Genomic DNA, 23,699 nt, shown 5'->3' with positions numbered 1-23,699 from the left:
ACGCGGATAAACGCGGATGAAAACCAGCACAGGGTTTCACGCAAAGTCGCAAAACAACACATAGAACAACGATTTTTAACGCAAAGAAGGCAAGACGCCAAGGCGCAAAAATACATGGATTGCCGCGTCGCCCGCCACGGCGGACGCTTTTTACTCGCGACGCATGTCGGAGTTGGGCCGTGGCGATCCACTATCGCCCCCTGTGGTTTGCCGTCCCGGTGTTTCAGGCTTGTAACTTGAAACTTGTAACTTGAAACTCAGGTTATGGCCATCCCTCCGCATGTAATCGATCAGGTGCGCCAGGCTGTGGACATCGTGGATGTGATCGGCGGGTATGTGCCGCTCAAGCGCGCCGGGGCCAGTTTCAAGGCCTTGAGCCCCTTCAACAAGGAAAAGACGCCTTCTTTCTTTGTTTCGCCCCAGCGCCAGACATTCAAATGTTTCAGCAGCGGGCATGGCGGGGATGTTTTTAAATTTCTCATGCTGTATGAAAACATGGATTTCCCGTCCGCCGTGAGGCGTTTGGCGGAGCGGGCCGGGATCCGCATCGAGGAAGACCGCTCTCCGACCCATGACCGGGAAAAACAAAACCGCGACCGCCTGCTGGCCTTGCATGTGGAGATAGCTTCTTATTGGAGAGAACTCTTGTTGCATGATCCGCAGGCCGAACCGGCGCGCGCCTACATGCACAGCCGGGAAATCCCGCAGTCGTGGATCAAGGAATTCGGACTGGGTTATGTGCCGAATGCGTGGGATGACACGCTCAAATGGGGCAAAAGCAAGGGATACGACGAAAAAATCCTGCTGGAGGCCGGCCTGGTGGTGCGGAATGAATCGGGGCGCGTCTATGACCGTTTTCGCGGGCGGTTGATTTTCAATATCTGCAACGACCAGGGCCATGTGATTGCCTTCAGCGCCCGGCTGCTCGATGCCGAGGCGAAGGCCGCCAAATATATCAATTCGCCCGAAACCCCGATTTTTACGAAAAGCCGGGTGTTGTTCGGATTGGAGCGGGCCAAACGCCCGATCATGGATGCCGGTCATGCGGTGGTTTGCGAGGGGCAGATCGACGTCTTGCGCTGCCATGCGGCCGGGGTTTTGAATGTCGTGGCGCCGCTGGGCACGGCCTTTACACCCGAACATGCGCGGATGATCCGGCGTTATACAAAGGAAGTCGTGCTCTGCCTGGACGCCGACAAGGCCGGCTTGAATGCGGCAGAACGTGTGGCGCAGATATTTCTCGGCCAGGCGGACAGTCTGGACGCGATGATCCAGTCGGAACTTGGCGTTCGCGTGGTGCGCCTGCCGGAAGGACACGATCCGGACTCGTTGATCAGATCCGAAGGCGCGGAGGCTTTCAGAAAAATTTTGGAACATCCGCTGGAGTACCTGGATTTTTACCTGGAACGACTTGAAGAAACGCATGACATGAACACGATGGGGGGGCGCAGGGAGGTGATTGAAAGTGTTGCGGCGTTTTTGGCCCGAATCCCCAATCGGGTGTATCGCGAACAATTGTTGCTCAAGGCTGCGCTTCGCCTTCAAGTGAGTGACGCGATTTTACTCGAGCGGATCGAGGCTTTGGTGAAGCAGTCGAGAAAGGTTCCTGTTTTACACGGAGAAGAGGAGGCAAAGCCAAAAGTGACGGTTGCCCGTGTTCTCCAGCCCCATCCGCGGGTGGGGGATTTGATCCAGTTGATTATGTCGCAGCCGCAGCATATTCCCGAGGTTCAGAAACAGCTCGATCCGGCCTGGGTGCGGGACCTTGCGGGGGCGCCGCTCTTGCTCAAATTGATGGATTTTTACAATGACGAGGAGTGGCAAAGTGTCACACCGTTGCTTTCGAGGCTGGAGGATGAGGAGCAGAATTACCTGGCGGAACTGAATGTCGAGGGGTTGAAGGAAAGGACGCAGGAGCCGTTTATGGAGATGCTGGCCAAGATCATTGCGGCCTTGCGTGTGAGCGACCTCAGCAACCGGATCGTCCTGCTCACGAGAAAGCTGTCGCAGCCGGGTTTGAGCGACTCGGAAAAGGCCGCCCTGAAGAAGGAATGGCAGGAGCTCAATCAGCAGAAAAATTCTTTGACAGCAAGGACTTAGCAACCTACCTTTACTGTCCTTTTGCTGGTTGGGTAGTTCTGCTCGGGAAGCCGGGAAACCCGTCCGGCTTGGCAGGCGAGGCCGTATATTTTTGGAAAAATCCAGGAAAGTCATTTTGAAAAAAAGCAACGTAAAGTCAGCCAAGTCGAAGAGCGGAATTTCAGCCAAACCGTCCAAGCACAAAGAGGTTGCAGCGCCCAAGCCTGTCAAAGGCAAATCCGCCGGCAAAGCCGTTGAAGTTGCGGCGCTTGCAGACGACTCAAAGCCACATGCCGATGGCGCTGCCAGCCTGAAGCAGGCGCTGGCCGGCAAGGAAGTCAATGCCAGCAATTTTTCCGAAAAAGAAATGGTGGCCGCAGTCTGGAGCGGCAACGAGGAATGGCATGCCCGGTTGCGCGAAGTCATCAAGCTCGCCCGCGAGCAGGGATACCTGACATTTGACGATTTGCACGAAGCCCTGCCGGGCAGCGTGAACAATGCCGAACAGATCGAGGCCATTCTCGGATTTCTCCGCACGCTTGAGATCGATGTCATCGACGCCTCCGAAGTGGACCGCTACAAGCAGTCGCTAGGCTCCCAGGAGGAAGAGGAGGAGGAGAAGGTTGAGACCAAGCTGGATATTCTGGACGACCCGGTCCGGATGTACCTCAAGCAAATGGGCCAGGTGCCCCTCCTGACGCGCGAGCAGGAAGTTGAAATTTCGAAACGCATCGAGGATGCGGAAATGATGGTGCAAAAATACCTGCACCACTTTGGATTTATCGCCGAGGAATACATCAACCTGGCCGAAAAACTCGAGCAGGGCCGGGAACGGTTTGACCGCGTGATCCAGGACAAGAAGATCGACAGCCGCGAGAAGTACATGAAATCGCTGCGCAAGAATGTCAAAGCGGTCCAGGACGCGAACAAAAAAGTCGGCGATGTTTATATCCGGATGATCGAGGCCAAGAATCCCGCCACCCGGGCGCGCGCGCAGAAGGATTTTGAAAAGGCAGACCATGTCCTGCAAAAACTTTATCCCAAGTTCTTCTTCAAACAAAAGGTGACGGAGGAATTCGTCGCCGTCTGCGAGAATTACAGCCGGCAGACCGTCGAGTTTGCGGCTGAAATGGCGCGGCTGGAGAAGGTCAAGAACAAGAAAAAGCACGAAAAGGACCGCGGGCAACAACTGGAACAGCAGTTGGAAGACCTGTCCCTGAAGATCCGCCTGCCGCTCGAAGTTTTCACCGCCGATTACAAGGAACTGCGCGGCTGGCTGCGCAAGGCGCTCCGGGCCAAAACCGAGATGGTTGAAGCTAACTTGCGGCTGGTGATATCCATCGCCAAGAAATACACCAACCGCGGCCTTTCCTTCCTCGACCTGATCCAGGAGGGGAACATGGGCCTGATGAAGGCGGTTGAAAAATTCGAGTACCGCCGCGGCTATAAATTCAGCACCTACGCCACCTGGTGGATCCGCCAGGCCATCACCCGCAGCATTGCGGACCAGGCCCGGACCATCCGCATCCCGGTGCACATGATCGAAACCATCAACAAGCTGATGCGCGTGCAGAAGCAGTTGGTGCAGGAATTCGGTCGCGAACCCACGCCCGAGGAAGTGGCCGATGAAACCCAGATGCCGGTCGAGCGCGTCCGCGCCGTGCTCAAGATGGCCCAGCAGCCGATTTCATTGCAGGCCCAGGTCGGCGACAGCGACGACACCACGTTCGGAGATTTCATCGAGGACAAGAGCGCGGAGAACCCGTCCGACATGACGGCCTACGCCCTGCTCAAGGAAAAGATCAAGGATGTCCTCGACACCCTGACCGACCGCGAGCGCGCCGTTCTGGAGCAGCGGTTCGGACTGGTTGACGGTTATTCCCGCACGTTGGAGGAAGTGGGCCGCCAGTTCAAGGTGACCCGCGAACGCATCCGGCAGATTGAAGCCAAGGCTTTGCGCAAAATGCGGCACCCGACGCGCATCCGGCATCTTCAGGGCTTCCTCGAAACCGAGGCTTGAGCCGAACAAAGGATTTTAACGCAAAGAGCATAAGACGCCAAGGCGCAGGAAAGCCGAAATGCGTTTTTGGGTTGGAACAAGCGGCAAAGTACAATTTTGATCGGCCGCAAAAAATGAAGTGAGTTGGTAAAGGTTCAAAATCTCCGCGTCTTAGCGTCTCTGCGTGAGAAAAGGCATTTTATGTCTGAACGAAACATCCGGGTTGAGCTGGGAGCTCGCGCTTATTCGATTCATCTGGGGCGCGGGATTGTCCAAAAGCATCTCGCCCCGCTGCTGGCGAAATCGGAAATCGCGGTGCTTACGGACAAGACCGTGCAGGCCCAGTCCTGGTTCGCTCCGCTTTGGGATTTTATCCAAAAAAACGCCGACAGCAGTGTTTTACTGACGGTTGAAGCCGGCGAACCCAGCAAGGACCTTTCCGTATTTTCGCGCCTTTGCTCCGAGCTGGCCCGGAACAATATCAGCCGTCGCGGTCGGCTGATTGCCATCGGTGGGGGCGTCATTGGAGATCTGGGAGGTTTTCTCGCGGCTTCTTATTTGCGCGGGATCGGACTGGTTCAGATTCCCACGACCTTGCTCGCTGCGGTGGACAGCAGCGTGGGCGGCAAGACAGGGGTGAATTTGCCCGAGGGCAAAAATCTTGTCGGAGCGTTTTATCAACCCGAGCAGGTGCTGATCGACCTCGATTTTCTCGCGACATTGCCCGGGCGCGAACTGTCAGCCGGGATGGCGGAAGTGGTGAAACACGGCGTCATCCGGGACCCCGCGTTGTTTGAGGTCGTCAAGAACGGCGTGCCGAAGGAACTCGGCGGCATTATTGAGACATCCGTGCGTATCAAGGCGGATGTGGTGGCGCACGATGAACGCGAGGAAAGCGGGTTGCGCGCCATTTTGAATTTTGGGCATACGATCGGCCATGCCATTGAGCAAACGGCGGGCTATGGGCGCCTGTTGCATGGTGAGGCAGTTTCCATTGGGATGATAGGCGCGGCCTGGATCTCGCACCGGCATTGCGGGCTGGATGTGAAGGCCGTGGAGGCGCTGCGTTTGGCGTTGCAGGCGAACAAGCTGCCCGTGCAGATCGAGGGGCTCGACTATGAGAAATTGGCGCCGGTGATTTTGCGCGACAAAAAATCCACGAACAAAACCGTCAAGTGGGTGCTCGTGCCGGAGATTGGGCGGACGCTCCTGTGCCCGGACGTGCCCGAAAACCTCGTGCGCGAAGCGGTTGAAGTTTGTGCGGGTAGGCAATGAGCGGCGGCAAACGTGCTGCCGTTTGCGTTTCCTTCAATGTCAAGCGCGGACGTCTCCATCCATTTCCATCTAGGTTTTTTCAATGATGCTTTTCGAATTCTTCCGAATGCGGAACAAGAACAAGGTGCTACCTGCCATAATGCTGAAAATAACAGATGAGATGCCGATGGAGTATCGTTGTGTTATCTGTCTCTGCCTATCCACCTCAGTCTTATTTTCTAGTGTCGGTTTATTCGCATAAACCGAAATCGCGTGAATCATATCATGGCGAAGAATGCAAGTTGGTGCCAGCACGGTAAATGATGTAAGGAACTCTGCGATGAGTAAAAAGATGATGAGTTTCTTCATTTTCTTCCATGCTTAACAAGATTCGTATCGAACAAATCCTGTATGAGTAACCCTTTAGCATGCAAAACGGCCGGGTAACAATAAAATACAGGGCTATGCCAGGGAACACATTCCGAAGCATTCGCCGCGGCGACCTCTCTGCCCCTCTTGATAGAGTGGACTGGATCGTCGCGGATTTGGGTTTTGGAGTGCGCGGACATGTCCGCGCTTTGGAAACGGGCGACATGTCGCCCGTGGTGGAAAGCGGTGTCGTGCCACCGCACTCCAAATTCGCCATGTGATAATTCGGAATTGTATAGTCGGCTTTAATCCAGGGTCTTGCGGTACAGCTTGGAACCCAGCCCGATGACAATCACCATGAAAAGCAGGATGGGCCAGAGGTAATCCGCCACTTCCAATACTCCATTCCCCTTCAACATGATCCCGCGCACCACCCGCAAAAAATGGGTCAGAGGCAGGCAACTGCCCAGCGCCTGCGCCCAGCCGGGCATGCCCCGGAATGGGAACATGAAGCCTGACATTAAAATGGAGGGTAAAAAGAAAAAGACCGCCATCTGCATCGCCTGAAGCTGATTGCGCGCGATGGTTGAAAATAGAATCCCCATCGACAGATTTGCGCCAATGAAGAAAAACGCGCTCACGGCCAGGAGCAGAAAGTTGCCTTCAAACGGCACCCGAAAAACCGTCAGGGCCACGGCCAAAATCAACAGGATCTGGATGTAGCCCACCAGTATATAAGGAACGATTTTGCCCAACATCACCTCAATGGGCCTTGCCGGAGTCGCCAGCAGCGTTTCCATCGTGCCCCGTTCCCGCTCCCGCGTAATGGCCAGGGCGGTGATGATCACCATGGTCAGGGTTAAAACGACCCCCATCAGGCCCGGCACAATATTGTATTGGGTGAGCCCTTCCGGATTGTACCGCGCCTGCACCCGCAATTCCACCGGCGTGTTGCCTGCGGATGACGCATAGGAAAGGCCGCCGCTCAAATCCCGCGCCCAAACCGTACCCACCAGATTATTCATGGCGTTCAACGCATTGCCAGTCGCGACGGGGTCGGTTGCGTCCGCTTCCAGCAATAATGCGGGACGTTCTCCGCGGACCAGCGAGCGTGAAAAATTTTCCGGGATATGCAGCACAAACTGCACTTCGCCGAGGCTGAGCATCCGCTCGGCTTCCTCGGCTGTCGGTTCCTCCGGCACAAAATCAAAATACAGGCTGTTCTTCATTCCCGACATCAGGCTGCGCACCAGCGGACCGGAATCGCCGGCCACAACCGCTGTCGGCAAATGTTTGGGATCGGAATTGATGGCAAATCCAAAAATCGTGAGCTGCATGAGCGGAATGCCGATCATCATGGCAAAGGTCACCCGGTCCCGCCGCATCTGGATGAATTCCTTCCGCAGAATCGCGGTAAAGCGCGCCCAGGATTCGTTTTGGATTTTCATGAGTGTGGGTCCTTGGCCGTTCCCATGAGTGAAATAAACACATCCTCCAGACCCGATGGCACCGGCGCCCACTGGATTTGTCCGCCGCCAAACTTCCGGGCCGCCGCTTCCAGCGCAGCCCGGTCATGGCTGCTCACATGCAATTTCACGCCAAACGGCACCACCTGCTCGATTCCGCGAAACGCCCGGATTTCCCCGATCATGCGTTCCAGGCCCGGTCCGGTCACCGCATAGGTCACCAGGCGGCTGTGGGCGATTACTTCGGCGACCGATCCCCGGACCAGCAGGTCTCCGTATGCGATATAGGCCAGGCGATGGCATTGCTCGGCTTCGTCCATGTAATGCGTGGTCACCAGCACCGTAAGCCCGCGATGCGCCAGTTGGTGGATTTCCAGCCAGAATTCGCGCCGCGCCTTGGGGTCCACACCGGCGGTCGGCTCGTCCAGCAGCAGGAGTTGCGGTTGATGCAGCAGGCAGGCCGCCAGGGCCAGGCGTTGTTTCCAGCCTCCTGATAGGGCTCCCGCCAGTTGCGCGCGGCGCTCGACAAGCCCCAGCCTTTCAAGGGATTCCCGCACCGCATTTTCGCGCTCCGGCATGTTGTAAATTCGCGCAAAAAAATCCAGGTTCTCCTCAATGCTCAAATCCTCGTAGAGGCTGAATTTTTGCGTCATGTAGCCCACATGGCGCTTGATTTTGTCCGACTGTGTCAGCACATCGTATCCGAGACATGTGCCGCTTCCGCCATCCGCGCGCAGCAGGCCGCAGAGCATCCGGATAAACGTGGTTTTGCCGCTGCCGTTTGGTCCCAGGAAACCGTAAATCTCGCCGCGCTGCACCTGCATATCGATGCCGTTCACCACCGTCCGGCCATCAAACCGTTTGGTGATGCCGCGGACATCAATCGCCAGGTCAAATTCCGGTTCTTCTCCCATCCGTTCCATCACTTCAGCGTAATTTCCGCCGGTTGTCCCGGGTGCAAATGGTCCAAGGCGGCGGCATCCGGCTTCACTTCGATCATAAAGGTCAGCTTCGCGCGGGTCTCGTTGCTGTAAATGACGGGAGGCGTGTACTCCGCCTGCGACGAAACATAATTCACCCGCCCCGGCCAGTCCTGGTGTAGCCCAAAGGCGCGGATCCGCACCATGCGCCCGGCTTGAATTTGAGGCAGTGTTCCGGCATCGACAAAAAACCGCACTCTGATGTTCCGGGGAGGAAGCAAGGATACCACCGCATGGCCCTCCGGTACCCATTCCCCTTTCACATAATAGGTGTCCTGGATGTAGCCGGCTTCCTTTGCGCCCTGCGTCTTCTGATCGAGCCGCCATTGGATTTGCGCAAGGTTTTCCGACGACGCTTTCTGGTCGCTTTCAGCCTGGTCGTATTCCTTTTGCGAAATGGAATGACTGGCAATTAACTGGCGCGCGCGCTCCCAATTTTGGTTTGCCAGCACAAGCTGGGCTTCCGCCTGCGCCCGTTGCTGCTGTTCCGGGTCGGCTTCCAGGCGGAACAGCATGCGTCCGGGCTTTGCGGAATCTCCGCGTTCCACACCGAGTTCTTCCAGGCGTCCCGCGACGGGTGAAGCCACATAAACGTATTCCCCCTCCACAAAGCCCTGGAATTTCAGCGATTTCCAGGGCCAATAAACGCACGCGAGATAAACCAGGATGGCCGCAACGACAGCTCCGGCAATCCAGAGCGCCCGCCGGGCTTTCGTCATGGAATGAAATTTTTCGAGCATGGAGTTCATTCGCTTGCAGTCTGAAGGGACATTATTTGGGTGTGAGGGTGGAATTGCGGGATTTTTCCATGCCATCCTGAATAGAGCATTTCAGGTGGGCATGCAATCAAAGCCGGTTTGCCCGGCGTGCAGGGGAACGCGGAGGGTCGAGGACAGGAGGCATTGAAAAAATCAGGAACCGCCGCCCTTCCGGAACAACTGGGGAGGAAATACCTCCAGGGGATCCGACGACCAGGCAATCCCATTCAGGATCTCGCTGTCGTAGGAATCGAACACTAAAAAGCGAAAAAACAAAGTCCCATGCTGGAACCGGGCGCTTGCGAACACCACCGTGGACCCCCCTCCCACGGGCCGCGAATCCATAATTTCGTAGCCCAGACAGTCGCCCAACGATTTTTGCACAGCCTTGATGTCATTCGATAATTTTACAATGCCGGGTCCGGATAACAGATTGCTGTTGCGCGACCATTCCTGGACAGCCGCTTCCGCCCCAGTTGTGCGAAAGTCGCGGAATCCGGAATCGATCGCCCGATAAACCGGGGCGGCGCCAAGGGCGGCTTGAAGGCTTATAAATAGAATTGCAACAAGAGTTTGGGTTCGCATGGCAATAAGACGTTAGTTGTTCGTTACCGATTCATTGAAATGACCAGGTTTTGCGGCTTTCATCCGCGGGCATCCGCATCTATCCGCAGCCAAAAACATCCCGGCATTTTGCTGCTTGTTGTTAATCTGTACCTTTTGCGTATTTTGCGACTTTTCGCGGCCAATTCTCCGCGTTCTCTGTGGCTCAGTGGCGAGCGCTGCGGCCCCGTTTCCCAAACACGATGGATGCCATGTAAATCAATATCAACACATTAATAGCCAAAACACTCAGATGAAAGAAATCGCAGTGGCGGAAAAGCGCATCGACCTCGGCCGGGACGAAAATGCCGCAACTGATGAGGACCAAATATTCCGCCCAGTGTTGTTCCAGCCAAAGCCCGATGCCTTCGGCAAAGAGCAGGATCGAATAGAGCAGCGCGCCGACTCCGACATGGTGGAGGGTGGACGGAGTCAGGGCGACAAAATGCTCCTGCAGGCTGCGTATGATGCGGTGCTCGGTATTGGCGCGGACCGCCTTTATTACGAAGGCGGCAACCTCGCCAAGATCCGCGTGGATCAATTGGAAGACTCCCCAGGCAACGCCCAGGAAAAGGACGCCCTTGAAAATCTTAAAAGCCGCGATGATCCGCAAACCCAGAGGGTGATGACTTGCCATATTTAAATTTCCCTCCAAAGCCCGTGCCGGGTTTGCAGGGATAACCTGTAAAACAGTGTACCGGCTTGTGCCAAAAATCAATCCCGAGTTCATGCCTTGTGGGCAATTTTCCCGATACCGAGAAATCCAATTCGCACAAAGTTCACATTCAAAGGATGGAGTTTTATTCGATTTGCGATTACAGTTTCGGACGGTGAAGCGCAGTCTTGCATTCTTTTTGATGGTTCCCGCCCTGATCCTTGCCGGTTGCCAAAAGCCCCAGGAGCGCGCCCGCCATGCCTTGGAGAAGGAAGGCATTTCGTTTACAACGGCTTCTTATCTTAAAACTGTTTCCGAGGGCAATCTTAAGCGGACGAAACTGTTTTTACAGGCCGGCATGGCCGTGGACGCCGCCGATGCGCAGGGGGAGACAGCGCTCATGCACGCGTCCGCCGCCGGGCAAAAGGTCGTGGCGGAATATTTATTGAAAGCAAAGGCCGATCCCACCAGCCAGGACAAACAGGGGCGCAACGCGCTGGTCTATGCAATTGAGAACGGGCGCATTGAGCTGGCCTCTCTGCTTGCCGCGACGGGCGCAACTTTGAACCAGGCGGACAAAAAAGGCCGCACGCCGCTCTCAGCGGCGATGGACCATTCATCTCCTGTGTTTGTAAAATCCTTGATCGATGCCGGAGCGAGACCCGGTCCCGACGGCGCCCAGGGGCAACGATTCATTGTTTGGGCCGTGGCCAGCGGAAATCTGGAACTGACACGCACGCTTTTGCAACGGGGCGAGAATCCAAATGAAACCGTGCGCATCCCAGCCCGGGCGACATTTATCAAAACGGCCGGCGGTGACGAGTCCCTGGAATATTATCTGCGGCGGGAAGAGGGCGTGACCCTGCTGATGATCGCATCGGCCCAGGGAAATCTGGAGATGGTCGAACTTCTTCTGAAGATGGGGGCCAACAGGCGGCTGGAGACAAAGGGGCATGAGACCAGCGCTGTTTACCTGGCAGCCGTCGGCAAACACGCCCAGGTGGTGCAACTCTTGTTTGGCAAAAGCATACGGCCGGAAGACCAGCATTTCCGCGTGGAAATTTCGCTTTCAAAACAGCGGGCCACAGTGTTCAAGGACGGCCAGGTCTGGCTCAAGAGCCCGGTTTCCACCGGACGCAAAGGGTTTGCAACGCCGCCGGGGCTTTATGTTGTGACCGACAAGTATGAGGATTGGGTTTCGACTTTGTATGACGCGGAGATGCCATTCTTTATGAGGTTGAACTGCGGAATGATAGGCCTTCATGCCGGTGAATTGCCCGGTTATCCGGCGTCGCACGGCTGCATCCGGATGCCCTATGACAAGGCGAAGGAAATTTACGATAACATCGACCCCGGAACGCTGGTGTCGATTGGAAATTAAAATTTTGTCCGGCGCAGCGGTTCCAGATCGGGGTCGTCGGGCCAGACTTCATTGAAGCGTTGATCCATTTCAATGGCCCGGTCGAGATGGCGCCTGGCCTGGGCTGGACTTCCCAATTGTGCTTCATAACAGGCCATATTATAATGGTAGGTGGCGTTGTCCTTCAAAGAATCCGGCCCGTTGAGCAGGACTGTGCGCGCCTCTTTGGTGCGCTTGAGTTCATGCAGGCAAAAAGCCACATCGAGGTAGGGCGCCGGTTCGGAAGGCAGTTGGCGGGCCAGGTCCAGGCCGCTCAGCATCGCTTCCTCCCATCTCTGGAGGCGCATGAGGCTGGAAACCTTCAGGGCAAGGGCTTCGGGCCTCAGTCGGTCCGGACCGCCCAGACGTTCGAGTTCGGCAAGCGAGTCTTCGGCCATCCCCAGATTGTGATAGCCGAGGGCGGCATTGATCAGTTGCTCATAATTCACGGGGCAACATTTGCCAGCCCAAGGCTCCGAGGTAAAGCGCAACTTGCTTTGCGAACCATGCCAATCGGCTATTGGTCCACAGTCCGTTCGCCGGTGAAAAATTGTTCCAGGTCCCCGCCAATGCCGAGAAACGTGCGTTTGACATCGTTAAAAAAACCAGCGGCGCTATCGGGGGAAGAGCGGGTGGAATTAAAATAAACCAATTGGCCATTTTCGGGCGAGATGTAAACGGTGCCCAGATTGTGTTCATTGTCCAGCAATTCAACCCTCCACGAAGGCGCTTGATCGGAGGAAGGGCGTCTCAACTGGACCCGCACATGGTCATAGGAAATTTTTTGTTCGTTGGCATAGGCTGCGGCGGTGGACAACGCCTTCTGGACGGAAACCTTTACAAAGAATGGATTGAACGTGGAGGATTCCCGCGCCGGGCTGCCAAAATTAGCCGGTTGAAAAATCTCCACTTTGTCGTCCACGATCCTGACCATGCGCGCGTTTCCAGATGCCGTGGGGTCATAGAAATAATACGTCCATTGATTGATTTTTTCCCTGGGACCGGCCCCCTTGATCCAGAAAACCTTGGAACGATAGGCGGGGTCCATCAAGGCCTGGGCCTGGGCCAGCGGTCCCTGAGGCCCGTCTGCGCACCCGACCAGGGGAAAGAAACAAAACACGGCCAACACAAATAGTACGGGGTTTGTAATATGTTTCATAACTTAAATACTAGCAGAATCCCGGAAGACCGCCACCTCCGCTCCGCTTGTTATGCACAGGCAGGATTGGCTGGATATTTGAGCGGGAATGAACGTGGGTTCCCGAGTAGTGCGCCCGGATTGGGACTTTTGAGTGAAAGCTCCCAACCCGGTTTTTTTGTCCTTATCTTCTTGATTCATTATCTGACTATGGCATCCTGAAAGTATGAAAATAACTGTCGAGATTTCCGACAAAGACTTGAAAGACGTCATCCGTTTTTCCGGTGTAAAAAAGAAAGGCCCCGCCATCGCCAAGCTGGTCGCCGACAGCCTGATGCTCAAACGGAGGCGGGAGCTTTCGGATGAAGTGATGTCCGGCAAGGTACGGTTTGAGTTTCCCCACTACGAAACCATGCAGGAACTCGACCGGAAAAGCCCGTGGGACAAGTAATCGACACCTGTGTTTGGATCGATCACCTGCGTCAAAACACGCCGGATGGAATCCGGCGCGTCGCGGACGTTGCCATCCAGGCCGAAGACGCCTTGCTCTGTGAACAGGTACGATTTGAACTGCTTTGCGGTGCCTCGCGCCGGGAGCGCCCGTTGCTCCTGCGCAGGCTGGAAACCATGCCGTTACTTCACACTCCGCCACAGCTTTGGCACGCAGCAACAAATCTCGCCACCAAGGCATACGACGCGGGATTGCGCATACCCTCCGTCGATCTGCTCATTGCCGCCCTCTGCATCCATCATGACGTGGCCCTGACAACCTTTGACTCCCACTTTCGCGATCTGGGCAAACGCTGCACACTCCGCGTCAACCTGCTGCCTCGCCCCGCCTGATTCGTATGGCCGCTTCCCTCTTCAATCTGATCGTGGACGCCGTTCGGCGGGTTTATCGCCCCTCAGTGGCCCGGGTTCGGAAAGTCCAAATGAAACCCGGACGGGTGGTACTCGGAAGAACGGCCCACGCTCCCGCCATCGATTCTCGGGATGTGGCGAAGGCCCTCTACGGGGATGCGCCGTGAAGTGTTTGGTTGGTGCAAATCGCCCGTGAATCGGGAACCAGGCTGGTTACTTGCGATGTGGGAAGTCTGCTGAACTGGCCGCAGGACACGATCCAAGCATCAAAACGCGCACGAGCCGGTTAAGTTTAAGCACCGCCTGGACTTACGGCATGGACAACCTGGTGCTCAGGCCGGTCTGGCTGCAGGGCGATTCCCCGAGCGAATGGAGCCAGTTTTTCGCTGGCATGGACACCATAAGCCGCCCAGAGTAGAGCATGTGGAGTGTGGGGGCAAGCTCGAGAAAAACAGGATCAGCCTTCCCGCAACCGCAGGCGGATGGTGAGTTTCAAGTCTCCGCTTTTTCCATCCGTGCCAATCTGCGTTCATCAGCGGATAAAAATGTGCTCTTTTGCGGCCAACTCTCCGTGTTCTCGGCGGCTCTGCGGTGAACCCTGTTTTAACTGGCTATTTTCGCGACCGATTCGTGCAGCGCGCGCAGGCATTCGATCCAGAGCGCATCGCTGATGGGTACATAGACTTCCTGGCCATCCGGGTCTTTTACCTTTTCGTAAATTCCCAGATGTTCCTGCAGCAGCGCCTCGGTAAATCCATCCAGAAAATAACCTTCAACCGTTTCTTCAACGGGCTTGGGAGAGTCATTTCCCTGCAAGCGGCCGAGGGCGGTGTCGATCACCGAAAGAATTTGCGGAGCGGAAAGCGTCAGCCCGAGGCGCTGCCCCTCCTCAACCGTGGTGGCGAGAAAATCTTCGAGGCGCAAAACAATCGCCTGGATTTGTGACAGGTCCGGCTTTCCGGAAGGGGCGGATTCCTGGGGCAGGATCATGGATTTTTCCGGTCGGGCGCCAGCTTGTAGGAATCCTTGCCGTCCTGCATGACCCAGCCTGCACTGGCAAGTTGGTCGCGGTAAGTATCGGCGGCCTTCCAGTCCTTGTTCTTTTTGGCTTCCCAGCGTTTGGCCGCGAGTTCCCGGATTTCGGGCGGGGCTGTAATTTCGGATTCCTTGGGCAGAACAAGGCCCAGCGCGTGCAAAACGCGTTGCAGGCCCAGCCAGGCCTCTGACGCCTGTGTTTTTGCAAGCCGGCCTTCGCGAATGGCCGAATCCGTTTCCTTGAGCGCAAGAAAGGTTTGCCCCAACGCCTCGGAGGTGTTCAAGTCGTCCCGCAACGCTTCCCATGCGGGATTGAACGGGTTGGCCACCGGAAGCGACTGGGCGTCGCGCGCCACTTCATCATAGGCAGGCTCGGCACAACCTGACGCTCCCGCCAGCGCATCCGCGCTTCTTGCGATTTTTTGCAGGGCCTGCCGGGCGGCAGACAGGGAGTCAATGGTAAAATTCAGGGGTTGGCTGTACTTGCCTGCCAGCAAAACATAACGGACTTCCATGGCGGAGAAACCCTTTGCCTTCAGTTCCTCCAGCGTGAAGAGATTACCCTCGCTCTTGCTCATCTTCCGGCCTTCCACCAGCAGGTGCGTGGTATGAAACCAGTGCGAGGCGAATGGCTTGCCCGTGGCGGCTTCGCTTTGGGCAATTTCATTTTCGTGATGCGGAAAAATCAGATCCACGCCACCGCCGTGAAGATCAAAGGATTCGCCGAGATAACGCATGCTCATGCAACTGCATTCGAGGTGCCAGCCGGGCCGACCTTCGCTCCACGGGCTGCGCCAAAAATTCGGGCCGTCCTCCGCTTTGCGCGCCTTCCAAAGGGCAAAATCCGCCAGCGATTCCCGTTCATATTCATCGGCCTGGATGGCCTGTCCCGCCGCTGCGGGCTTGTTTGTGCTCAGTTCCCGTTCCTTGACACGCGAGAGGCGGCCATACTCGGGAAACGAATCGATGCTGAAATAAACCGAGCCATCGTCCGCACGGTAGGCGTGCTTGCGGTCCATGAGCTTTTGGATCAAATCGACCTGCCCCGGAATGTGTTCAACCGCGCTGGGTTCGATATGCGGGGGCAGCAGGTTCAACTCGCCGCAGTCGCGCCGGAATAATTCCAGCCATGCATCGGTGAATTCCTTGAGCGTACGGCCTTCGGCTTGGGATTGCCGGATGGTCTTGTCATCCACATCCGTGATGTTGCGGACGTGGCGGGTGGGTTGGCCGCCGAGTTCCAGCACACGGCGCAGGATGTCCTGCGACACAAAGGTACGGAAGTTGCCGATATGCGCAGGCCCATAGACCGTCGGCCCGCAGCAATAAAAGCGCACGGTTTTGCCATCGAGCGGTCGGATGGGTTTCACCCGCCGTTCCAAGGTGTCGTAAAGCTGCACGTCCTGTTTCATTGAAATGAGGGGATATCCAACCGCAGTACGTCCGTTGACGCAAGCCCGCATCCATGGCTTTGCGGAAACAAAAAAATCCGAGGCAAAAAGGCTAGGGGATTGGCCACTAAAGAGCGCAAAGAATCACAAAAAAGAAAAGTGGTGCGAGCGGATTTTATCCTCGAAATCCCGTTCATTCTGTCTGCTTGTGTTTTAAATTGAAAATACCTTTCTCTGTGTACTTTGCGTTCTTTTGCGGCCAATAGGATGCTTTTGTTCTTTATCCTGCGTCCAACTCGGCAAGAATACCTGTGTATGTCAGAAAGCAAAATTGTGTTTAAAGAGCGCGGCAGCCATCAGGAAGTCGAGGAAGGCGCGGATCTGATGCCGAAATTCGACAAGGACGGCCTGATCCCGGTGGTGACAACCGATTACGACAGCGGCGAGGTGTTGATGGTCGCCTACATGAACCGCGAGGCGCTGGAAAAAACCATTGAGCTGGGCGAGGGCGTTTATTGGAGCCGCAGTCGGAAGGAACTCTGGCACAAGGGAAAAACCAGCGGCAATGTGTTGAAGGTGCGGGAATTGCGCATCGACTGCGACCAGGATGCGATCTGGATGCGCGTTACGGTTGTGGGAGCGGGAGCGACGTGTCACACGGGGTTTCGCTCCTGTTTTTACCGCGAGATCCCGGCGGGTGAAAGCAAGGGGTTGAAGCTTGTGTTTAAGGAAACGGAAAAACTGTTTGATCCGAAAAAGGTGTATGGCCCCAAGCCGAAGGGCTAAGGAAGTCCTTTTACAGAAAGATCGCGAAGGACGTGCTCTTCACAGCCTAAGATAAAAGCCGTTGGGTATCGCCTGCTTAGAGGAGGCAACGGTGCTTGCGCGCTAGTAGAGTTGGAAATCCTCAAAGGTCCTGACGAGAGATTCAAGTGAAATACTTATCAAACCATTGCATGCAAACGCAACAAGGGGTATCTCGTCTCTCATTCATTTGCACTTACGTCCGCAGTCTTGTGCAGGAATGCAAGTTACTCAAATTCAACGGCTTAAGTTCACAAACAATCCTATTGAATTACCTTTTTTATCGGCTTGTTTTGGCGAGCTAATGGTGCGAGACTTCCCAACGTGAAACGACTTGCCCTCATTTCAGCGGGCTTTTTTGCCCTCGCAGCCTGGGCCTTGATTCAAACAGACAATCCCACGCGCAATTCCGCGTCTGGCGATTCCCTTTCCGAGAGTCAGACCCTTGCGACCCTGGCAGACCAACAGGCCGCGTCTTCCGATCCTTCTTCCGCGCAGTCGAAGGATGTTATCGCCACCGCTTTCAATCCCGGAGCAACCACAATCAAGACCTCCGCTGCTTCCGCAATTCCTAACATTTCTACCGGTTCTGCGATTGCTTCAAGCGTTGATTCGCAAGCCCCGGGAACCTCGGCAACGAACATCCCTGAAAATGCAGTCCCGGCTTCCGAGTCCGAACAGGCGCCGCCGGGTACTGTGATTGTCCCCGACTCCAGCCTTGAAAATCCAGGAGACATCGGCGTGCGTTCGCACACGAATCATTTGTTCATCAAGCCACCGGATGCGCCAAATATGAATCCCATGGCCGCCGCTGTCTTCAAGCCGTCCGGTGAATCGCCGCAGTCGATCCGTGCGGTTTATAATCTGCCGGCCACGGGCGGGGCAGGTACGATTGCGATTATAACCGCCTATCATTATCCCACCGCACTGAATGATTTCAATGTGTTCTCGAGACAATTCAGCCTGCCCTTGGAAAGCTCGACAAATGCAAACGCGGCCACCAACACGGTCTTTCAAGTCGTCTATGCCACAGGCAAATTGCCCGCCACCGACGCAGGCTGGTCCCAGGAATCGGCCCTCGACATCGAGTGGTCCCACGCCATGGCACCCAATGCCAAAATCGTTTTGGTTGAAGCCCGCAGCGCGAGCATCGCCGACCTGAACCAAGCCATACAAATTGCGGGCAAGCTGCCGGGCGTGCGGCAGGTTTCAATGAGCTGGGGCGGCAGTGAATATTCCTGGGAAACAGCCAACGACCTGCTCTTTACAACTCCGGGTGTCGATTACTTTGCCGCAAGCGGTGATACAGGTGGCAAAACCATTTATCCCGGTACTTCACCCAATGTTTTGAGCGCAGGCGGCACCAGTATCCACCGCAATTCCGCAGGGGTATTTACAAGCGAAACCGGTTGGTCCTATTCCGGTGGAGGCAAGAGCCCCTACGAAACGCGTCCCTATTTCCAGACGCGCATCGCTTCGATCGTGGGAACCAGCCGCGGCGTTCCCGACTGCTCATTTGATGCTGATCCCAATTCGGGCGTGGCCGTTTATGACAGCACACCTTATTACAGGTATTCAGGCTGGATGGTCTTCGGCGGCACGAGTGTTTCCTCCCCCTCGCTGGCCGGTGTCGTGAATCTGGCAGGCTCCATCGAGCCCGGTACAACGGCGGAGCTCAACTTCATCTATGGCAATCTGGGCACAGCCAATTTCCGGGACATTACTTCCGGTAGCGCCGGCCATTTCAATGCTCAGGCCGACTGGGACTTTGTCACCGGCATCGGCAGCCCCTTGGGCCTGAACGGGAAGTAATCCCAAGCTCCCTGCTTCCGCCTGCTTGCGGCAGAAACGATCACCAGGATTTGGTGTGCGAGTGTTCCGAGCCGTAACCTCCATCGATATAGAACTTCGTCATGTCTCCATAGCTGAAGGCCATAAACCAGTTGTGGTAGCCAGGCGAGTCCTTGGCGGCATTCGGCGGGAAACGCAAAATCACCGGAATCGTGAAGGATTCCCCCAGCCGCACCGGCGGAACGTTGACGTCTGCGGTGAGGATGAGCGTGTTCTCATCGCAGAACGCTGAGCCTCCAGTCTTTTTGTTCAGATCGAAACTAATGCTGGTACGCACTTCAATGTGGACCACGGTTTTTTTTGACTTGGCTGGCCAGCCAGATCCGCTGCCCGAACTTCCTGTGGAATCGTTGCCCTTGGGTTCATTCACGTTTTGTCCGTCCTGATGTTTGGGGGGCGGAGGCTGCCCACCGCCCGTCGTTTGGGGACCGTGTATGATCAAGTCGGGATCATTGGCGTTCGGATCGGTCTTGAGTTTGTCTTTGCTTGGATCGGTGTTTTTTGGAACAGGGTCGTAGTTGGTGCCCCCGGTCTTGCCGGTGCTGGTGTTACCGTCCGAAGTTTGGTTTTTCACAAGGCTGTAGTTTGTCGTCTTCACAAAACTGGCCTGTAACAACAGGACCGGCGGGTGGTACAGATAGGCGGGATCAGGGGCGTAGAAGAGCGGATTGAGAACTCCGCTGGTGCTTGGGTCCGTCAGTTTGGCAATTCCTTTTTTGAGTTGCTCCCTGGCTTCATCAGGAATATCAACGCCGGCCTGATCCGCGGCGCTGGCAATGATGTAATCAGCACCCATGTTCTGAAGGGAGGCGGCATCCGGCAGGGTGGGCGGGATGCCGCAAGTGACGAGGGCGGCGTTGACGAGTTCTTTCGCGAGGGTGGCGGACAGGTCCGGGCCAACGATGGGACCGAGGACGGGCCCGATGATGGAGGCGACAATGCTGACGAGCTGGCCCTTGATATCGTCGTTGTAAACTTTTGCAAAGAAGTTGAGGGCGTTTTCAATGGCGCCGGGGATTCCGCTGACGAAATTGCCGACGGCGTCCCAACCCTCGACATCCTGGCTGGCCGGGGAAAAATTAATGAAAAAGTGATCTCCCTTATGAAGCGGGCCGGGCTTTTTTACCCCATTCTCCGTCCTGTTGGCTGAATAGGCATCTGCGATGATTTTTTCGAGTTGGGCGGGCTCGCGGGTCACCACGAAGTGCATGATAAAGCCGGCCTCACCGCCATTTTCGCCGCTGAGAGGATTAAAATTCACGGCTGGCGTGAAACTCAGAGCGGTGATGAGAGGCTTGGTCGGTGGAGGCGCTTTGGATGCTGATGGTGGCGGGATCAAGCCAATGCCGTTGGCGCTGGGAATAAGGAGCACGGGGCTGGAAGGCGGGCCTGCAGCCGAGCCGTTGGCCAACAGCGGTGTAATCCGCAGCAGAAAGTGATCAGCCTTCGCCCATGTGAAGCTTTTCTTCTCATAGATGGATTTAAAATCAAAGTCGAAGCGCGACCAGCCGTCATCCTTGGGAGTGAATTCGACGATGCCGCTTCCTGCGGGAGGTGGTGACTTCGACGGGTCCGACCAGTTGGGGGCGTCTGCTGCATCGCCAACGCCGGCGATTTCAAAGCGCGCATGCTTGACGGAAGCCGGAGCGTCCACACGCCAGCGGAAGTTACACAGCGATAAAAGCGTGTTGTTTATCGAGACGGAACTGTGCCATTCGGAATCCGGATTGATGCCGATCTTGTTCCCGGATTCGTCCGTTGGACCCTGTGTAGCGTCGCCTCCTCCGTGTGAAACTTGAAGAGTCGCCTGCACTTTCGATGGCAACGGTCTTGCGCCCGGATTTGTAATGGGGCCAATCTTCATGGAAGCACCCTTGCCATCTCCGTTGTCTGGAACTTGATGAGGCGTCACGCCGGCAGTCGTGCTGGAAGCAGGAATGAGCACCCCCCCTGCCGCCACATGAAGTACACGCCCTTCACTCGTGTGATATTCGCCCGCAGGAGCAGGAGCAGGAGCGGGAGCGGAAACGGCGCGGCCGACAGCCGCATACAGCAGAAGTTTGCCGCCAACGATACGGGCCTTGCGGCCATCCGCGAGCGTCAGGAGAGTCTCATTGCGGGGCTGAAGATTCGATTCCTGGCTCGGCAGCGTGCGAATTTGCGCAAGAGCCATTGGGCAGATGAAAGTGCTTGCAGTCAGCACGATCAACCCGGCGGAAAGGCATCTCGTAATCTGTAATATTTTCATGAGCGGGATCCTTGTTGATGTTGTTTGTTGTTCATGCCGGAAGGCCGGGCGACAAATAATCACTGATAGAAAACCACTTTTGGCCCACGGAGACGTCGATCTGGGGTTTCAAGCCGGTAGTGCGGATCCTATGGCGAAAGACTGGCTAAAGAGGACACTGAAGACAAGCACAAGCGTTTTCGGGTCATCAGGCAGCCTTTTCGGCCTGAACGGAAAATAAAACCCGAGTATTTCGCATCTGCAATTTAGCCAGGATGCCAAAATCCTTGTCCGTTAGTTTGCAATGTTGTCGAGGATCGTGCTGAGGAACTTGGGATGATACTTGGCAAATTTCTCGCCCGCCGTGTTCCGGGTCATCACGATGACCAGATCGTGCTCGGGATCCATTCGCAAGGTTGCCCCTGACGCCGCACCGTGGCCGAAGGTTCCTTTGCCGAGGCACTCGTCCTTGTACCAGACGAGGCCAATCCCCCACTCGACGGTCGTGTCAGGCCCGAGCAGTTTGTTCAATCGTACGGGAAGCATTTGTTGGAATGTTTCAGGACTCATAAACTGTTTGTCGCCATAGCTGCCGTGGTTCAGCAGCATCTGCCCGAATTTTGCGATGTCCATCGGCGTGCTTTGGGCATCGTAGGAACTGTTGGTGACCTCGGTGCTGGCGCAACCAAGTGGATCCAGCAGGTGATGTTTATAAAACTGCGGCAATGCTTCTCCACTGACCATCTCGACGATCTTGCTGCCGAGCGCGGGACCGGCGCCGTCGTATTCAAGCCGCTTGCCGATCTCCAGGTACGGATAATAACCGGCGATCACGTCGTCAAAATCGTTGAGATCGTCACCCCAATGTCCCTGCAATCCGCCCGTGTGCGTGTAAAGATGACGGATTGTCAGCGGCGTGGAAATAGCGGCTCCAGCGAATGCCGGCAGATACTTTGACACGGGATCATCGAGATTTACCAAGCCCTGATCGACGAGCATCATCATGGCCGATCCGGACATCGCCTTCGTGATCGAGGCCATCCAACTCTTTGTATTCACCGTCATGGGCTTGCCGTCGCGCTGTCCGTAGGCTTTGTGCAAAACAATCACGCCGTGCCGCACAATGCAGACGGCAAACGGTTCGCCGCTGTCCGCCGACCATTGCTTGAGCTGAGCGTCAATGTTCTTCGCCGCGTCGGGCTTCATCCCTGCTTCTTTCAACGAACCTTCATGAAGAATCGTCGAGGGCTTTTCCTTCACGATTTGCGGGCAGACGAACAGGTTCGAATACAGCTTGTCGGCGCCCGAGAGCTTGCGTTTCATCCCGGCCCACCACTGTCGGTCATGGGCGAGGAAATCATCAAAAACGCCCGCATCCTTCGTTCCAAGCTTCGTATCGTAAAGCTCCGCCAGCACCGCTGGGGCTGCCGCGTCCCGCGAAAAACTTTCTTTCAAAAGTCCTGTCAGATATTTGCCGGTCGAGTGCTTTTGTTCATTTGCCACGATGGGGTTGATCCCCGTTTCCTTTGGAAATTCGATCGACCCCGCGCTGTCCTTCCGCGCCCACCAATCAAGGTCTTGTGGCATCCGATACAATGTCAACAAACGCCGGAATGACTTTCCGTTCCCAGCCTTGATTTCGACGACGGCGCCGTAGCGGCCCGGCTTTTCCGCCGTCGTGACCTGATTGTAATCGGCGTCGTAGAATGTGGTCGTTAGGGTATAGGATCCTATCAAATCCTCCACATACGACGGGTGTTCAAAATCGCATTTTGGAAAATTCGCGCCCGAGAACACGCCTGGATGGAAGACCAGATGCTGCTCCATGAAGGCTTTTGCGCGCGACGCCTGAAGATCTGGCAGCTTGATGGTTTTCAGCAATTGACCATCGACAACGAGATCCAGCGGTCCATACCCCTTGTCTTGCGGGGGCATCGGCAATACGAATTGCGCGCCCGCGCGTCCGCCTTCCGAAGTGAGCGGTAAGTTGCCCAATTTGCGGCCATCCCCCTTCAGCGTGAGCGTTTTTCCAAGAAGGTCCGCCGTTGCCGCCACATGCACGCGCACCCGGCGAAACCGTTCGTATTCGGCAGAAGCAACGGCCTTGATCGGCGGGCTTGGTTTGTATGCAAGCCGCAGGCGCTGCATGTTCATCGAGTCATGGCCGGAACCGAAGGGGTACCAAACTGCCGAGAAAAGGCCTTTTCCGCCGTCCGCGTCGTTGACGTAGATCTGGAAGGCCAGTTCACGCCCGGCTTCGGGTTTGATCCCGAAATTTGACCAGGGCAGCAGGACTTCCAAGGTGTAGCCATGCGCGGTCCTGCTGCGCACGGCGGTGACTTCAGCTTTCGTTTTCTTCAGGGCTTCCGTTTTGCGTTCGTCCTGCAGGATCGACCGGAGTTCGGGGCGTTGCGGATCGACTCCGGGGCTGACCACCAGTTGAACCACATCGGGCGAGCCGCGCTGGGGCGAGTAGAAAATTTCGACCGAATCCCGTTGCCAAAGCTCGTTGTGCTCTTTTGCCTCGTCAGCCACGTCGTCAACGACGTTGAGCAACAGGAGTAATCCGTGCTCATCCCAGCCGAGACGGAAGGCGGCATCGAGATCGGCAGCCGCTTTGACTGTGCCGTCGGCGTTTCCCATGACCTCGACGCGAAACCCGCGATTGCCCCAATCATCGGTCTTGCCGTCGATTGTGATGTTGTCGAGGCTCGGCACGTCAAAAGCAGGCGCCGCCTCTTCCGCATGCAGCGGGTTTATGTGGAGCAAGACTAACAGACTAATACCGACAATAACGGTGCGCATGGGTTTATTCCTTGAATCTTGGACG

The 23,699-nt window shown here is 56.0% G+C and carries 21 protein-coding genes and 2 pseudogenes; 11 read left to right on the top strand and 12 right to left on the bottom strand.

Features of this window, described 5'->3' with window-relative positions:
* The first annotated feature begins 264 nt into the window (after positions 1-264).
* The 4 genes and pseudogenes from dnaG (at position 265) to aroB (ending at position 5,353) form a co-directional block, all read left to right on the top strand.
* Positions 265-2,100 carry a DNA primase gene (gene dnaG, locus PHD76_08280; protein ID MDD5261831.1) on the top strand — a complete coding sequence of 612 codons (1,836 nt, stop codon included), beginning with the start codon at positions 265-267 and terminating at the stop codon, positions 2,098-2,100.
* A 346-nt stretch (positions 2,101-2,446) separates the two neighbouring features.
* Positions 2,447-2,806, top strand: a pseudogene (locus PHD76_08275) (RNA polymerase sigma factor region1.1 domain-containing protein).
* A 471-nt stretch (positions 2,807-3,277) separates the two neighbouring features.
* A pseudogene (rpoD, locus tag PHD76_08270) lies at positions 3,278-4,099 on the top strand (RNA polymerase sigma factor RpoD).
* A 180-nt stretch (positions 4,100-4,279) separates the two neighbouring features.
* On the top strand, positions 4,280-5,353 hold the full coding sequence (gene aroB / locus PHD76_08265; protein MDD5261830.1) for a 3-dehydroquinate synthase: 1,074 nt from the start codon (positions 4,280-4,282) through the stop codon (positions 5,351-5,353).
* Positions 5,354-5,422: 69 nt separating this feature from the next.
* On the opposite strand, the gene PHD76_08260 is transcribed toward aroB, so the two are convergent.
* Positions 5,423-5,701: a hypothetical protein gene (locus PHD76_08260; protein ID MDD5261829.1), complete on the bottom strand. Its 279-nt coding sequence runs from the start codon at positions 5,699-5,701 to the stop codon at positions 5,423-5,425.
* Between the two features lie 95 nt (positions 5,702-5,796).
* Here PHD76_08260 and PHD76_08255 point away from each other — a divergent pair, with 95 nt between their 5' ends.
* Positions 5,797-5,982: a hypothetical protein gene (locus PHD76_08255; protein MDD5261828.1), complete on the top strand. Its 186-nt coding sequence runs from the start codon at positions 5,797-5,799 to the stop codon at positions 5,980-5,982.
* A 24-nt stretch (positions 5,983-6,006) separates the two neighbouring features.
* Here PHD76_08255 and PHD76_08250 read toward each other — a convergent pair whose 3' ends face one another.
* The 5 genes from PHD76_08250 to PHD76_08230 all read right to left on the bottom strand — a co-directional run bounded on the left by PHD76_08250 (position 6,007) and on the right by PHD76_08230 (position 10,145).
* Positions 6,007-7,149: an ABC transporter permease gene (locus PHD76_08250; GenBank protein ID MDD5261827.1), complete on the bottom strand. Its 1,143-nt coding sequence runs from the start codon at positions 7,147-7,149 to the stop codon at positions 6,007-6,009.
* On the bottom strand, positions 7,146-8,090 hold the full coding sequence (locus PHD76_08245) for an ABC transporter ATP-binding protein (protein MDD5261826.1): 945 nt from the start codon (positions 8,088-8,090) through the stop codon (positions 7,146-7,148). Before PHD76_08245 ends, PHD76_08250 begins: the two co-directional genes overlap by 4 nt.
* A complete protein-coding gene (locus PHD76_08240) occupies positions 8,090-8,896 on the bottom strand; it encodes an HlyD family efflux transporter periplasmic adaptor subunit (GenBank protein ID MDD5261825.1) in 807 nt (268 codons plus the stop codon). Before PHD76_08240 ends, PHD76_08245 begins: the two co-directional genes overlap by 1 nt.
* A 162-nt stretch (positions 8,897-9,058) precedes the next feature.
* Positions 9,059-9,490, bottom strand: a complete 432-nt coding sequence (locus PHD76_08235) for a hypothetical protein (protein MDD5261824.1) — start codon at positions 9,488-9,490, stop codon at positions 9,059-9,061.
* Positions 9,491-9,674: 184 nt separating this feature from the next.
* Positions 9,675-10,145, bottom strand: a complete 471-nt coding sequence (locus PHD76_08230) for a DUF2127 domain-containing protein (protein MDD5261823.1) — start codon at positions 10,143-10,145, stop codon at positions 9,675-9,677.
* A 220-nt stretch (positions 10,146-10,365) separates the two neighbouring features.
* Between PHD76_08230 and PHD76_08225 the strand changes: the two genes are divergently transcribed.
* Positions 10,366-11,544, top strand: coding sequence for an ankyrin repeat domain-containing protein (locus tag PHD76_08225; protein ID MDD5261822.1), 1,179 nt, complete (start codon positions 10,366-10,368; stop codon positions 11,542-11,544).
* On the opposite strand, the gene PHD76_08220 is transcribed toward PHD76_08225, so the two are convergent.
* Together PHD76_08220 and PHD76_08215 are read right to left on the bottom strand one after the other, a co-directional pair.
* Positions 11,541-12,011: a hypothetical protein gene (locus tag PHD76_08220; protein ID MDD5261821.1), complete on the bottom strand. Its 471-nt coding sequence runs from the start codon at positions 12,009-12,011 to the stop codon at positions 11,541-11,543. The two genes, PHD76_08225 and PHD76_08220, sit on opposite strands and share 4 nt — an antisense overlap.
* Before the next feature lie 68 nt (positions 12,012-12,079).
* Positions 12,080-12,721, bottom strand: a complete 642-nt coding sequence (locus PHD76_08215; GenBank protein MDD5261820.1) for a hypothetical protein — start codon at positions 12,719-12,721, stop codon at positions 12,080-12,082.
* Between the two features lie 205 nt (positions 12,722-12,926).
* Here PHD76_08215 and PHD76_08210 point away from each other — a divergent pair, with 205 nt between their 5' ends.
* From PHD76_08210 to PHD76_08200, 3 genes are read left to right on the top strand one after another with little or no spacing between them, the layout of a single operon-like run.
* Complete coding sequence (locus PHD76_08210) at positions 12,927-13,151, top strand: hypothetical protein (protein MDD5261819.1); 225 nt, start codon at positions 12,927-12,929, stop codon at positions 13,149-13,151.
* A complete protein-coding gene (locus PHD76_08205) occupies positions 13,139-13,543 on the top strand; it encodes a PIN domain-containing protein (protein MDD5261818.1) in 405 nt (134 codons plus the stop codon). The genes PHD76_08210 and PHD76_08205 overlap by 13 nt, the downstream gene beginning before the upstream one ends.
* A gap of 5 nt (positions 13,544-13,548) precedes the next feature.
* Positions 13,549-13,728, top strand: a complete 180-nt coding sequence (locus tag PHD76_08200; protein ID MDD5261817.1) for a hypothetical protein — start codon at positions 13,549-13,551, stop codon at positions 13,726-13,728.
* 436 nt (positions 13,729-14,164) lie between these two features.
* Here the strand turns inward: PHD76_08200 and PHD76_08195 are convergent, their stop codons facing one another.
* Positions 14,165-14,551, bottom strand: coding sequence for a hypothetical protein (locus PHD76_08195; GenBank protein MDD5261816.1), 387 nt, complete (start codon positions 14,549-14,551; stop codon positions 14,165-14,167).
* Positions 14,548-16,008 (bottom strand): cysteine--tRNA ligase, encoded by a 1,461-nt coding sequence (gene cysS, locus PHD76_08190; GenBank protein MDD5261815.1) that lies wholly within the window; start codon positions 16,006-16,008, stop codon positions 14,548-14,550. The genes PHD76_08195 and cysS overlap by 4 nt, the downstream gene beginning before the upstream one ends.
* 294 nt (positions 16,009-16,302) lie before the next feature.
* Here cysS and hisI point away from each other — a divergent pair, with 294 nt between their 5' ends.
* A complete protein-coding gene (gene hisI / locus PHD76_08185) occupies positions 16,303-16,773 on the top strand; it encodes a phosphoribosyl-AMP cyclohydrolase (GenBank protein MDD5261814.1) in 471 nt (156 codons plus the stop codon).
* A gap of 342 nt (positions 16,774-17,115) precedes the next feature.
* Positions 17,116-18,603 carry a hypothetical protein gene (locus PHD76_08180; protein ID MDD5261813.1) on the top strand — a complete coding sequence of 496 codons (1,488 nt, stop codon included), beginning with the start codon at positions 17,116-17,118 and terminating at the stop codon, positions 18,601-18,603.
* A 40-nt stretch (positions 18,604-18,643) separates the two neighbouring features.
* Here the strand turns inward: PHD76_08180 and PHD76_08175 are convergent, their stop codons facing one another.
* Positions 18,644-20,890: a hypothetical protein gene (locus tag PHD76_08175; GenBank protein MDD5261812.1), complete on the bottom strand. Its 2,247-nt coding sequence runs from the start codon at positions 20,888-20,890 to the stop codon at positions 18,644-18,646.
* A gap of 273 nt (positions 20,891-21,163) precedes the next feature.
* Positions 21,164-23,674: a serine hydrolase gene (locus PHD76_08170; protein MDD5261811.1), complete on the bottom strand. Its 2,511-nt coding sequence runs from the start codon at positions 23,672-23,674 to the stop codon at positions 21,164-21,166.
* Between the last annotated feature and the right edge of the window lie 25 nt (positions 23,675-23,699).

Source organism: Candidatus Methylacidiphilales bacterium (assembly GCA_028713655.1).
GTDB lineage: Bacteria > Verrucomicrobiota > Verrucomicrobiia > Methylacidiphilales > JAAUTS01 > JAQTNW01.
This window is presented reverse-complemented; position numbering and strand designations above follow the sequence as displayed.